12 protein-coding genes are annotated in these 12,584 nt (G+C 38.7%); 7 read left to right on the top strand and 5 right to left on the bottom strand.

Annotated elements, in window-relative coordinates; genetic code table 11:
• From N7931_RS13345 to N7931_RS13360, 4 genes are all read right to left on the bottom strand, one after another.
• On the bottom strand, nt 1-519 hold a 519-nt coding region (locus tag N7931_RS13345; RefSeq protein WP_262794741.1), incomplete at its 3' end, for a hypothetical protein.
• Nucleotides 520-678: 159 nt separating this feature from the next.
• On the bottom strand, nt 679-1,581 hold the full coding sequence (locus N7931_RS13350) for an SMP-30/gluconolactonase/LRE family protein (RefSeq protein ID WP_262794742.1): 903 nt from the start codon (nt 1,579-1,581) through the stop codon (nt 679-681).
• Between the two features lie 16 nt (nt 1,582-1,597).
• On the bottom strand, nt 1,598-3,241 hold the full coding sequence (locus N7931_RS13355) for a diacylglycerol kinase family protein (RefSeq protein ID WP_262794812.1): 1,644 nt from the start codon (nt 3,239-3,241) through the stop codon (nt 1,598-1,600).
• Between the two features lie 174 nt (nt 3,242-3,415).
• Entirely contained in the window at nt 3,416-4,702 is a 1,287-nt protein-coding gene (locus N7931_RS13360; RefSeq protein WP_262794743.1) for a glycerophosphodiester phosphodiesterase family protein, read from the bottom strand.
• A gap of 301 nt (nt 4,703-5,003) precedes the next feature.
• On the opposite strand from N7931_RS13360, the gene N7931_RS13365 reads away from it, so the two are divergent.
• From N7931_RS13365 to ahpF, 6 genes are all read left to right on the top strand, one after another.
• On the top strand, nt 5,004-5,549 hold the full coding sequence (locus N7931_RS13365; protein WP_410369356.1) for a GbsR/MarR family transcriptional regulator: 546 nt from the start codon (nt 5,004-5,006) through the stop codon (nt 5,547-5,549).
• A 114-nt stretch (nt 5,550-5,663) separates the two neighbouring features.
• The gene (locus N7931_RS13370; RefSeq protein ID WP_262794745.1) at nt 5,664-7,037 is read left to right on the top strand and encodes a cytochrome ubiquinol oxidase subunit I; all 1,374 of its coding nucleotides are present in this window, start codon (nt 5,664-5,666) and stop codon (nt 7,035-7,037) included.
• The gene (locus N7931_RS13375) at nt 7,030-8,028 is read left to right on the top strand and encodes a cytochrome d ubiquinol oxidase subunit II (RefSeq protein ID WP_262794746.1); all 999 of its coding nucleotides are present in this window, start codon (nt 7,030-7,032) and stop codon (nt 8,026-8,028) included. The genes N7931_RS13370 and N7931_RS13375 overlap by 8 nt, the downstream gene beginning before the upstream one ends.
• An 18-nt stretch (nt 8,029-8,046) precedes the next feature.
• Nucleotides 8,047-8,565 (top strand): RNA 2',3'-cyclic phosphodiesterase, encoded by a 519-nt coding sequence (gene thpR, locus N7931_RS13380; RefSeq protein WP_262794748.1) that lies wholly within the window; start codon nt 8,047-8,049, stop codon nt 8,563-8,565.
• A 245-nt stretch (nt 8,566-8,810) separates the two neighbouring features.
• Nucleotides 8,811-9,380 (top strand): alkyl hydroperoxide reductase subunit C, encoded by a 570-nt coding sequence (ahpC, locus tag N7931_RS13385; RefSeq protein WP_262794749.1) that lies wholly within the window; start codon nt 8,811-8,813, stop codon nt 9,378-9,380.
• Between the two features lie 110 nt (nt 9,381-9,490).
• Nucleotides 9,491-11,074, top strand: coding sequence for an alkyl hydroperoxide reductase subunit F (ahpF, locus tag N7931_RS13390; RefSeq protein ID WP_262794751.1), 1,584 nt, complete (start codon nt 9,491-9,493; stop codon nt 11,072-11,074).
• 18 nt (nt 11,075-11,092) lie between these two features.
• Here ahpF and mutM read toward each other — a convergent pair whose 3' ends face one another.
• Nucleotides 11,093-11,905 carry a bifunctional DNA-formamidopyrimidine glycosylase/DNA-(apurinic or apyrimidinic site) lyase gene (gene mutM, locus N7931_RS13395; RefSeq protein ID WP_262794753.1) on the bottom strand — a complete coding sequence of 271 codons (813 nt, stop codon included), beginning with the start codon at nt 11,903-11,905 and terminating at the stop codon, nt 11,093-11,095.
• 329 nt (nt 11,906-12,234) lie between these two features.
• Here mutM and glnK point away from each other — a divergent pair, with 329 nt between their 5' ends.
• The gene (glnK, locus tag N7931_RS13400) at nt 12,235-12,573 is read left to right on the top strand and encodes a P-II family nitrogen regulator (RefSeq protein WP_143870893.1); all 339 of its coding nucleotides are present in this window, start codon (nt 12,235-12,237) and stop codon (nt 12,571-12,573) included.
• Nucleotides 12,574-12,584 lie beyond the last annotated feature (11 nt).

Below are 12,584 nucleotides of genomic sequence, written 5' to 3' on the forward strand. Positions count from 1 at the left end.
ACAGTGGTACTGAGACTCTATAATATAAGAAATTTTATCGTCGGTATAAGCATAAGATTCGTAACAAATATACCTATTCCCTTTTATAATGTCTGTAAGTGTATGCCTACACTTTACTGATTCTGACTTATCAGTATACTTTGTTTCATCAATTATAACATCTGATACAGTGCTTGATAATTTCGACTGAAAACAAGATTTACTTCTTATACAATCAACATCCGTTTTATTCACATTATCGAATCCCAAAAAAAATTTTTCACTCCTGGTATATAACCTGTAATTAAAAGGAAGCTCTCTTTCCATAAATTGCTGGGATATAAAATTCAAATCATTTATAGGTGTTGGTATCTCCAAATATATGTCTTCTGTTACTTTTACTTTCAAAGGAGCAACTATCAGCATATTGGCCGATAGCTTAAAGCAGAGGCTAAAATAAACAATCCACAACATCATAAAAAAGTTAATATATTTCAAGCTATTATGATGTTTGGTTTTTGGTGTTCTGCAACGGTTCATTGGTTTTCATCCTGAGTTTTAAACAACAGCGTGATTTGTGTAAATGAAAACGTGACTAACGGCATTAACTATGGCTAGTTTCCCGTTTTTTGCAAACTAAAAAACAAAGCAAAACCATTTTGACTGGCTTTGCTTTTTAACTTTATTGAGTTTAATACCTTATCTAACCCCGGCTACTTTCATTTTTAATGTGTAAATAGAATCCATTGCGGTAATAAATAAAGTTTTTCTGTCTTTCCCGGCAAATGTGATATTGGCTGTCCAGTCTTCATTAACTGGAATGTGCGCTATTTTTTCGCCTTGGCTATTAAATACGGTTACCCCTTTACCGGTTAAATATAAATTACCTTGTAAATCGATTGTCATACCGTCTGAGCCTAGTTCGGCAAATAATTGTTTGTCAGATAAGTTGCCATCTTTATTTATTTGATAAACATAAGTTTTATTAGCGCCAATGTCTGCAACATATAACTTATTTTGGTAACCGACAATGCCGTTTGGTTTGGCAAAATCTGCATCTAATAAGGTGAGTGTGCCGTTTTTATCTAAGCGGTATAAACCTTGTTGATCTATATCTGGTTTAGTTCGGCTCCAATAATCACGCTGATAATATGGATCGGTAAAATAAATATCGCCAGAATCTGCAACCCAAACATCATTTGGACCGTTAAACACTTTACCATTAACATTATCCACTTTAATGGTTTTGATTTTATTTGGGGTAAGTTGCCAAAGCTGATTTACGCCATCGGCGCAGGCTAAAATGTTGCCTTTATCGTCAACAAATAAACCATTGGCGCGGCCAGCGTTGTCCATAAATAACTCAACTGAGTTATCGGTTTTCCATAAATAAATTTTATTATTTGGCTGATCCGTAAAATACACATTACCGGCTGCATCTACTGCTGGCCCTTCGGTAAATTTAAATTGCTCAGATACTAAAGTTAATTTGGCATTATCGGCAATAATATGACTTTGCTCGGCAATTGCACCAGAACTAAACGTGCTAAGCGGTGCTAATAACCCAATTAAGATCAGTTTTTTTAAATTGTTTTTATTCATTTTTATCTCTTAATCTCTACTCTTCGGTTGATATTTTTTCTGGCACTAATACATTGAGGGAAAGTGGATTGACTTTTACGACTAGTTTTTCAGTTTGGCTTTCTTCGCCATCAATCACATACTTTAATGACGAACCAGCATTGGCTAACCGGATTTCAACTTTGCTGGCATAAGTGTGTTTAATATCTTCATTAAATCGCTCGTTGGTTAAGCCGGATAACGCCAGTTCAAACAGGTTAATAATCGGCTCGCTGCTTGAGTTAGTATGCGGAATCCAAGTAATATCGAGTTTTCCGTCCTGAATATTGGGCGCGCCTTTGCCTTGCGCTAATAAAGTGGTAACTGGCGAAGCATTGGCGATGGTTATGCTGTTAATCACAATTTCCTGCTCTGGTTCATCGTCTATTTTTATATTTAAATGCACAGCTTCATTTTGGCTGATGGCTCGCCACAGCCCTTGTAAATAAGCAAATTGTCCATGAGCATTTTTAGCTTCTCGGCTGGCTTCTTCAATCATTTTTTGTTCAAAACCAACGCCAGCTAACAGCAACATTAATTCGCCGTTGCAATCGGCTGTGTCGATTTTTTCGCTGTAGCCTTCAATAATATTTAAGCAGGCTGATTCTATTGGAATGATTTTAGAGCTTATCCCCCATAAAACATGGCTTAACGCATTGGTTGTGCCGAGCGGAATAATCCCAAGTTGAGTATCGGTATTAATTAAAGCGCTGGCGACCTGAGTAACCGTGCCGTCACCACCGCAGGCAATTACAGTTTGCACGCCTTGCTCAACTGCTTGTTTGGCAAACTCTGTACCACTGACTTCTTTCGAGGTTTCTTTAATTGTTAATTCAAAATAATCAGATAGTTGCGCTAAAATATCGTCTTTATTTTTTTGCCATTTTTGACCACCAGAGACCGGGTTGGCGATCAGCCAAGCTGCATTTTTAATAATTAGCTGTTTAGATCTGTGATAGCGGGTTAAGCGCTTGAATTGTTTTTTATTTAAGCGGGCGGTTTGGCGAATGGTTTGAATTTTTTCAAGTGTTTCGGTTACCGACATTTGTGGATTACGGCTTAATAAATAAGCTGCCATCATAAATACTGAGCGGCCTCGCCCTAACGCGCAATGAATCACAACGGCATTGTCTGCTTTTTGGTGGGTTTGTAACCAGTGCAGCGCTTTAGTGACTTGCGATAAACTTGGTACCGAATGATCTAAAATCGGTAAGTTTAAATAATCAATGCCTTCGCCTAATAAGCTAATATCCAAAGCGTTAAATTCGGCTGTTACATCAAGTACCGCTGTGATGTTATGGTGTTTTAAATCTTCAACGTCTGATGGAAATAAGCGCCGCGCTAAATATAAATTATCATCAATTTTTTGCAGTGCCGGAACCGGATCATTTTTTCGGGCAAATGAGTTATAAAGCTGGGTGGCTAATAAAAAAGGAATAAATAACCAGCGAATATAAATTGGAATTAAGCCGCTTTGGCGTTTTCTAAAAATATTCGGGTTATTTAATAAGTAGGCAATGCTGACCGCTAAAAACGATAACGCACACCAGATAAAAAATAACTTAAAATAAAACTGCTCACTTAAAACTACTAAAAACAAAAATATTCCTGACACCAGTAAATAAAATTGCGGATGAAACATCACGATAAAAACTCCTGTAATTTATTGTTTTTGAAGTATTTCGATTTACTTTAAAGCAAACTAGCAGGTATTTTAAGCTAAAAAAAGAAAAACGGCTAAAAATCGAGAGCTATTCGAGATTATTTTTTAGCCGTTTATATTGTAAATCAGGATTGGATAAAGTTAAGGCTGGCGTTACATTTCCATGCAGTTAGCATAATAAGTAACTGTGGCTGGCCAGTCGGAAAATACACCAATTACACCAATATCTTTTGCTAATACATCTAACAATTGATAAACCACGCCTTCGTTTTGAATGGCTGGCGCTATGCTTTGATAATACCAGTCTGCGCCTTCACTTAATTTGCCTGAGCGTTCAAGTGACCAAGTGATAATTTTTAAACCTGCTGCATTTGCTGCTTTAGCATATTCAGACGGTATAATTTTATTATCTGCATCCACAGTCACTAACACCCATAAAGGCGGAGCTATAATTTCAACCCCACGGCTTTTTAGCTCAGCCATTGAGGGGGAAAAAGAATCGGTATTTTGTGGATTAAATCCATCTTGAGTATCGTATCTGTCATCTAAATAAACCGCTTGTTTGCCAAAATCGCTGGCGCTGTTAACCCAGTATTCAACATCAGCTAAATTAAATGATTGTGCAAACACTTGCTCTGGTGAAACACCAGCTTCAATATATTCATCAATCATTTTTTGAGCATAATCCTGCTGGCTCATGCCGTCATAAGGCATAGTAACAGCTGGTGCTTTAAGCTCAGGAGTCATTTTTACACCAGCTTGTTTAAACATTTCTATGCTTTCTTTATGTGTCATTAACGTTGCGCAAGTTGAATGCAAATCGGTTCGCCACTTGGCTGTGCCGTCCATATAAGCTTCGGCTGTGGTTGCCTGATTATTTGCGCCATCCATTTTGCCACATAATGTTTTAAATTCGGCCAAGCTGATATCGCTGGTACAGCATTGTGCGCTGGCGTTAACCCCGTTTTGAGGATCTGCTGGTGTAAATGGGGTTGAACATTTAGCCGCTAATTCTGGCACTGCAAGAATATTGGTTGTGGTGTGTAAATCACATTGTGCATGGCGACAAACCAGTTGTTTATCTTTAGTGAAAGTCACATCACATTCCACAATGCCTGCGCCAGAATCTATTGCCGCTTGGTAAGCCTCTTTTGTATGTTCCGGAAACATCATAGACGCACCGCGGTGGCCTATGCTCCAGTCGGTTTTGTAAAAGTGATTATCTTTACACTGCGCCAGTTTGTTTTTTAATTCACCGTCTGACATTTGATCAACCAAAAACAAAGGGCGAGCACCAATGTGAGCTGGTTTGTTATTGGTTTCTACCGGGAGTGAAGTGCCTGTATCATTTTCTGAGTCTATTTCCAGCGAACATCCTGATAGTGCTGCAAGCAGAGCCAAAATGCTAACTGATTTAAATTTGAGTTTAACTGTGTTCATATTTTCTTTCCTGAAGTTGTAGATACTGAGCGTGACTACCTTGCTACGCAATTTTTTAGCAGAAATGACAGACTAAGTTTAAAAAATGAACGCAATAAAACGCTTTGATGAAATTCAAATGACGAAAAAATGAATTGGGCGCATTTTCAATAAATTTAAATTAAGCAATTAATTTAACTTAACTTTATTTTATTTTTAATATTAACTGCTATTTTATTATTTGAATAAATTGCTTGCAAAATGCACAATTAAATTCTAAAGTTTCAATAGTTTCTGAAAGTTTATAAGAAAAAATATTATGATGTCTCCAAAAATAGAATCTTTTGTTATGCACTGTGGCGAAATGGGGAGCCGCTGGGGATTTAACCGCACAATTGGTCAAATGTGTGGTTTATTGGTTATTTCTAAGCAGCCGCTAACCGCTAATGAGATCTCAGATATGCTTAATATTTCACGCGGCAATGTCAGTATGGGTATTAAAGAGTTGCAATCGTGGCGTTTAATTCAAGTACAGCACAAGCCGGGTGATCGTAAAGAGTATTACACGCCTGCGGGCAGTATTTGGGAAATGGCGATTCGGGTGTTTGAAGAGCGCCGTAAACGAGAAGTTGATCCAACTTTAAGTTTGTTACGCGACAATATGCTGGAAGAGCCTGCAGATGAAAGCGAAGCTTATGCGCAGGATAAAATGCGCGAAATCCACGATTTATTAGATTCTTTAACCCATTTTGCTTCCGAATTACCGCAAATGGGCCCAGAAAGATTACACAGTTTAATGAAGCTCGGTGCCGGTGTTGGCAAAGTGCTAGACATGAAAGATAAGTTTTTAAAACAGTCAAACAAATAATTTATCCCAGTGCATCTTTAGGTTGCACGAGGATACGCCGACTTGAGTAATCAAGCGCGGAATTTGATGACAACACTCGGTTATTTTCTCATCTGACTTGTATAGGAGCAGGTTATGCTGGACACCCTAATGCTGTCGCGGATGCAGTTTGCCGCCAATATTAGTTTTCATATACTTTTTCCAACTATTACTATCGCTTTAGGCTGGTTTCTCTTTTATTTTAAACTCAGATTTAACCTCAGCGAAGATCCTATTTGGATGCGCGCTTATCGTTTTTGGGTCAAAATTTTTGCGTTAACTTTTGCTTTAGGTGTGGTAACTGGCATAACTATGTCATTCCAGTTTGGTACCAACTGGCCGGGATTTATGGAAACTGTCGGCAATATTGCCGGGCCATTATTAGGTTACGAAGTATTAACGGCTTTCTTTTTAGAAGCGACTTTTTTAGGCATTATGTTATTTGGGATTAACCGAGTTCCGCCTAAAGTACATACCTTTGCCACTTTTGTCGTCGCTTTTGGGACAACGGTTTCCGCATTTTGGATTTTGTCGCTTAACTCATGGATGCAAACGCCTGCCGGTTTTGAAATGCGTGATGGTGTTGCGCATGTGACAGATTGGTTTGAAGTGATTTTTAATCCGTCTTTTCCTTATCGTTTTACCCACATGCTATTAGCGTCGGGCTTAACGGCTTCATTTTTAGTCGCTGGGGTGAGTGCCTACCGGATAATGCGTGGCGACTCTAAACGAGCGCCTAGATTAACTCTAAAATCGGCCTTAACTGTTGCTTGTATTTTGGCGCCAATGCAGTTGTTTGTGGGCGATATGCATGGTTTAAATACGCTTGAGCATCAGCCACAAAAAGTTGCCGCGATGGAGGGGGTTTGGCACACCGAAAAAAATGTGCCTTTGTTATTGTTTGCAATCCCAGATGAAGAAGCCAAAACCAATCATTTTGAGATAAAAATACCAAACATGGCGAGTTTAATTTTAACTCACAAAATGGATGGTGAAATTAAAGGATTAAACGAGTTTGAGGGAAAACATCCACCTGTTGTACCGGTATTTTGGGGATTCAGAGTTATGGTTGGCATGGGCATGCTGATGATTTTTATTGCTTGGTTTAGCCGAATTCAATTATGGAAAAATAAATCTTTATCGCCTTGGTTATTAAAAGTTTTATTTGCGATGAGCTTTTCGGGATGGGTCGCGACGTTAGCCGGTTGGTATGTCACTGAAATTGGCCGCCAGCCTTATTTAGTTTCCGGTATTTTAACCGTAAAAGATGCAGCAACGGATATAGCGCCGGCTAATGTTGGTTTATCACTGAGCTTATATTTAATGTTGTATGCGGTATTAATGGTCGCTTATTTACACACTGTATTTTTAATGGCTCGTAAAGCGGTTGAAATAGAAGATATCAGTTACGAAGAAATGCAAAAATCTAACTTACAGCACCAGAATAAAGCGGAGGTGAATCATGTTTAGTGCTGAAACTTTAGCTGTTATTTTTGTTGGTTTAATGGGGCTGTCGATTTTATTGTATGCAATTTTAGATGGATACGATTTAGGCGTTGGTATTTTATTGCCTTTAGGCAACCAAAAAGACAGTGACGATATGATCGCTTCTATTGGTCCGTTTTGGGATGCCAATGAGACTTGGCTGGTAATGGCCGTTGGGGTGTTATTGATCGCGTTTCCAAGTGCACATAGTTTTATTTTAAAAGAGTTGTATTTACCGGTGGCGGTATTATTAATCGCACTGATATTACGTGGTGTTGCATTTGATTTTAGGGTTAAAGCGGCATTTAGCCATAGGCCAACTTGGGATAAAGCGTTTAAAGCTGGTTCGGTATTAGCTGCATTGAGTCAGGGGTATATGCTGGGCATGTATATTATGGGCTTTGAGCATAGCTGGCAAAGTTTTGTATTTAGTGGGTTAAGTGCTTTAGGGGTGGTGGCTGCCTACAGTTATATTGGCGCTTGCTGGTTAGTGATGAAATCAGAAGGGAGCTTACAAAAACGAGCCGCTAAATGGGCAAGAAAAGCCGGACGTTTTAGTTTTATTGGGGTGTTAGCAGTTTCAATTGTTAATCCAATTATTAACCCTGATGTATTTGAACGCTGGTTTAGTTTGCCGAATATGATTTTGTTATTGCCTATGCCTGCTTTTTGTTTTGTTTTATTTTTAATTGTCGATAGATTATTAAAACGTATGCCATTTAAAGATGATGCCAGTTGTTGGATCCCGTTTGTGGGGGCAATTATGATATTTTTCTTATGTTTTAATGGACTGGCGTTTAGCTTTTTCCCAGATATAGTGCCCGGTAAAATTAATATTTGGCAGGCCGCCGCTGCACCAGAATCTCTCAGTTTTATTTTATGGGGAGCGATGATAGTTATTCCTTGTATTCTGGCTTATACGGTTTATTCGTATCGGGTATTTTGGGGTAAAACCAAAGAGTTAAGATATTATTAAGCGGTTGGTTTTTATTAAATGAGATGCTTTTTTGCAGTAGAGCCTAGCGCTCAAACCAAACTGGCAATTGAACATTGGCGGCAAAAATATCTGCCGCCATTTACAGCGCCTGTATCGGCTGCTAATTTTCATCTGACATTGGCTTTTTTAGGCGAAATATCTGCCGCGCAGTTTGAATCGTTAAGTCAATTAATCCTCAACAATCATTCAGCTCAGCTAACATCATTTAATTTAACGCTCAATACTCAAGGCTATTGGCCCAAGCCAAAAGCATTTTGGTTGGGTTGTGATAATGTGCCTGCACAATTATTAGCGTTGGTGAAAATAACCGAACAAGCAGCCCGAAGCGCTCACCTAAACTTTGTTGAACGCAATTATATTCCTCATCTCACTTTGGCTCGAAAATGCAAAACCGAGCCGCCCTTGGCGTTGCTCCCACCTAACTTTACAACTCAAATTAGTGAGTTTGGATTGTATGAATCGGTTTCAACAGCAAATGGTGTACGTTATTTTAAGCGGTTAAGCTGGCCTTTGTGATTTTTTATCTCAGGTAAAAATAAAATCGCTATCAAAAATTCGATGCAAGTTTTTAATGGCAATTATTCTTACCTTTCAAATTGAACTAATTAGTTGAAATTAAATGTTTTTATTTATATCGGAAAAACCGAATATGGTTATCGGATCTAACCGTTATACTCTTTAAGTTCAAGCGCTTAATATTCTCCTTGTCGAAACGAAAAACGTTTCATCAACTACTTAAATCAATGTAAAGGAGAAGTCAGATGACTCAATCAATTATCAACACTAAAATCAAAGAATTTAACGCAACAGCTTATCACAATGGCGATTTCATTGACGTATCAGATAAAGACCTTGCTGGTAAATGGTCTGTTGTTTTCTTCTACCCTGCTGACTTCACTTTTGTTTGTCCTACTGAGTTAGGCGATGTTGCAGATTATTATGAGCAACTTCAAGGTATGGGCGTAGAAGTATATTCAGTTTCAACTGACACTCATTTCACTCACAAAGCATGGCATGATTCTTCTGAAACTATCGGTAAAATCAAGTTCCCTATGATTGGCGACCCAACTGGCCGTATCTCTCGTAACTTTGGTGTAATGATTGAAGAAGACGGTTTAGCACTTCGTGGTACTTTTGTTATCAACCCTGAAGGCGAAATTAAAGTTGCTGAAGTTCATGACCTTGGTATTGGCCGTAGCGCTAAAGAGCTAGTTCGTAAAATTCAGGCTGCTCAATACGTTGCAGAGCATGATGGTGAAGTTTGTCCTGCTGCATGGCAACCAGGTGAAGCTACATTAGCACCTTCATTAGACCTAGTAGGTAAAATTTAATAAAGCAGCCGCTTTTAGTTAAATTTTATTAAGTGTACGAAGCCGCTCAGGCGGCTTCATCTCTCTTAAATTTCCGTATCCATTATTAGTTTTTTTATCTTGGAGTTGTTATGTTAGACAATAATATCAAGCAACAATTAACCAGTCACTTCGCCGGTCTTAAACACAAAGTAGAATTGCAATTGTCGCTCGATGACAGCAACAAGGCAAAGGAGTTAAAAGGTTTGGCTGACGATTTAGCCTCAGTTAGTGCCAATATTGAGGTAACTGACTCAACCAATCCGGCTGATCGTAAACCTATGATGTGGGTGAAAGATACAGTTAATCAAACTCAGGCAGGTTTTGCCGGTGTGCCAATGGGGCATGAGTTTACCTCTCTTATTTTAGCGGTTTTGCAAGCGGGTGGTCATCCGGTTAAACAAAGCGCAGAAGTGATTGAGCAAATTAAAAACATTAAAGGCGAGTTTAAATTTGAAAGCTATATTTCACTGAGTTGCCAAAACTGCCCTGAAGTTGTGCAAGCCCTAAATTTATTAGCTTTGCTTAACCCGAATATTAGCCATGTGATGATTGATGGTGGCGTATTTGGTGATGAAGTTAAAGAACGTAATATTATGGCTGTGCCGTCAGTATATTTAAATGGCGAGTCTTTTGCTCAAGGCCGAATTGCGCTGGGTGAAATTATTAAGCGTATTGATTCTGGCGCGGCAGAAAAAGAAGTTGAAAAAATTAATCAAAAAGCACCTTACGATGTTTTAGTTGTTGGTGGTGGTCCATCTGGGGCTGCGGCGGCGATTTATGCGGCACGTAAAGGTTTGCGTACAGGTATTGTTGCTGAACGTTTTGGCGGTCAGGTGATGGATACCGTTGGCATTGAGAACTTTATTTCGGTTAAAAAAACCGAAGGTCCAAAATTAGTTGCTGGTTTAGAAGAACACGTTAAAGATTATGATGTGGATATTATTCAGCAGCAAAGAGCAAGTTCAATTAGCCGTAACGAGTTAGTGGAAGTGGCACTTGAAAGTGGCGCGCAGGTGTCGAGTAAATCTGTGATTATTGCAACAGGTGCTCGCTGGCGCAAAATGAATGTGCCGGGTGAAGTTGAATACAGCGGTAAAGGTGTTGCTTATTGTCCGCACTGCGATGGCCCATTATTTAAAGGCAAAAAAGTTGCAGTGATTGGTGGTGGTAACTCAGGTATTGAAGCAGCAATTGATTTGGCTGGCATTGTTGAGCATGTCACTGTGCTTGAGTTTGATACTAAGTTACGTGCCGATGAAGTTTTGCAAAATAAAGCTCGCTCAATGGGCAATATCGACATTATTACTCAGGCTATGACTACCGAAGTTATTGGTGATGGCAGTAAAGTAACTGGGTTAACTTATACCGACAGAGCAACTGATGAATCTAAATCGATTGAACTAGCAGGTATTTTTGTGCAAATCGGGTTAGTGCCAAACAGTGAGTTTATTGACGGTGATATTGATTTAACCAATCGTGGTGAAGTCATTATTAATGAAAAAGGTGAAACTTCAATGCCTGGCGTATTTGCCGCTGGTGATGTTACCACTGTACCTTATAAGCAAATTATTATTGCAATGGGCGCAGGGGCTACCGCTTCACTAAGTGCATTTGATTACCTTATCCGCCAAACTCCGGCTGATACTAAAAGCAAAACAGATAAAGCGGCTTAATTGCCGCTTTGCGTTTATTTATTTTTGGCACTTTTTACAAAATACAGTTGCCCGCTGGGCAATAACCAAACCGGTTAATTCGGTTTGGCATATTTTGCACTTTTCACCAGCTCTTCCATATACCATTAGCTCTTGGGCAAAATAACCCGGCTTGCCATCTGCCTGAGTAAAATCTTTTAACGTTGTGCCACCTTGAGTAATGGCTTTAGCCAATACTTGTTTTATGTTTTCAACCAATAATTGATACTGCTTAAAGCTGATTTTTCCGGCTGCTTTTTTAGGATGAATGCCGCTCATAAATAAAGATTCATTGGCATAAATGTTTCCAACTCCAACGACAACTTTGTTATCCATTAAAAAAGTTTTAATCGCAGTTTGTCGTTTTTGTGCTTTTTGGTGCAAATATTCAGCGGTGAATTCATCTGTTAAAGGTTCTGGCCCTAAGTGCGCTAAGACTAAACTGGCATCTTCGAGTGTTTTAAACCAAAGTACAGCGCCAAATCGTCTTGGATCATTTAACCTTAAACTTTTGCCTGAACCTAAAAATAACTCAAAATGATCATGCTTTTTTTTAGGCATGGTGCTGTCTACAACACATAATTTGCCAGACATACCTAAATGTAAAAGGGCAATGCCAGCTTGGCAATAAAGTAGTAAGTATTTGGCACGGCGGTCTATTTTTTCAATGACTTGATCGGTTAGTTGGTTGATTTCAAGCGGAATAGGCCAACGCATTTTGGCGTTATAAACAGCCACTTTATTAATTTTTTGACCTATTAAATGAGGGCTAATCCCCATTCGTGTCACTTCTACTTCTGGTAATTCCGGCATTTGTCTATTCCTGAAAACATAATTGAAGCATTGTATAAAAAAGCCGGATAAGGTGCACGGCTAAAGCCGATTTGGATTGATTTTTATCGATATTAAGTTTGGCAATGCACTAAAACTACACATCAAAAAATAATTTTTGTTAATTCATTCACAACACCGCCCTATTTTTGTGCTTGCTTCTTTTTTAATCGCACTATTTTGTAGCATTTGATGTAATTAAAGTTTCATTAAAACCTTAACTTATTGTTTTTTAATTAAAAATAAACTTTGGCACAAGAGTTGTAAGTAAGACTTGGACATTTACTTACAACACTTAGGAGCATATCGCTATGAAACTGGTTAGTGCGATCATCAAACCATTTAAATTAGATGACGTTCGTGAAGCCATTTCTGAAATCGGTATTGAAGGTTTGACCGTAACAGAAGTTAAAGGTTTTGGACGTCAAAAAGGCCACACTGAATTATATCGCGGTGCGGAATATCAAGTCGACTTTTTACCAAAAGTTAAATTGGAAATTGCCACTCAGGATGAAAATGTTGAGCGCTTAATCGAAGCGATTAGCGGTGCAGCAAAAACCGGCAAAATCGGTGACGGTAAAATTTTCGTTTACGATTTAGAGCAGTGCATCCGTATTCGTACAGGTGAAACTGGCGATTCAGCAATTTAAACAATAACAAT

It is taken from the genome of Catenovulum sp. 2E275 (assembly GCF_025515275.1).
Taxonomy (GTDB): domain Bacteria; phylum Pseudomonadota; class Gammaproteobacteria; order Enterobacterales; family Alteromonadaceae; genus Catenovulum.

Coding starts and splice junctions, on each gene's coding strand:
- N7931_RS13360 (WP_262794743.1), bottom strand. CDS start 4,702: ATGAACACAGTTAAACTCAAATTTAAATCAGTTAGCATTTTGGCTCTG.
- N7931_RS13365 (WP_410369356.1), top strand. CDS start 5,004: ATGTCTCCAAAAATAGAATCTTTTGTTATGCACTGTGGCGAAATGGGG.
- glnK (WP_143870893.1), top strand. CDS start 12,235: ATGAAACTGGTTAGTGCGATCATCAAACCATTTAAATTAGATGACGTT.
- mutM (WP_262794753.1), bottom strand. CDS start 11,905: ATGCCGGAATTACCAGAAGTAGAAGTGACACGAATGGGGATTAGCCCT.
- thpR (WP_262794748.1), top strand. CDS start 8,047: ATGAGATGCTTTTTTGCAGTAGAGCCTAGCGCTCAAACCAAACTGGCA.
- ahpF (WP_262794751.1), top strand. CDS start 9,491: ATGTTAGACAATAATATCAAGCAACAATTAACCAGTCACTTCGCCGGT.
- N7931_RS13375 (WP_262794746.1), top strand. CDS start 7,030: ATGTTTAGTGCTGAAACTTTAGCTGTTATTTTTGTTGGTTTAATGGGG.
- N7931_RS13370 (WP_262794745.1), top strand. CDS start 5,664: ATGCTGGACACCCTAATGCTGTCGCGGATGCAGTTTGCCGCCAATATT.
- ahpC (WP_262794749.1), top strand. CDS start 8,811: ATGACTCAATCAATTATCAACACTAAAATCAAAGAATTTAACGCAACA.
- N7931_RS13355 (WP_262794812.1), bottom strand. CDS start 3,241: ATGTTTCATCCGCAATTTTATTTACTGGTGTCAGGAATATTTTTGTTT.
- N7931_RS13350 (WP_262794742.1), bottom strand. CDS start 1,581: ATGAATAAAAACAATTTAAAAAAACTGATCTTAATTGGGTTATTAGCA.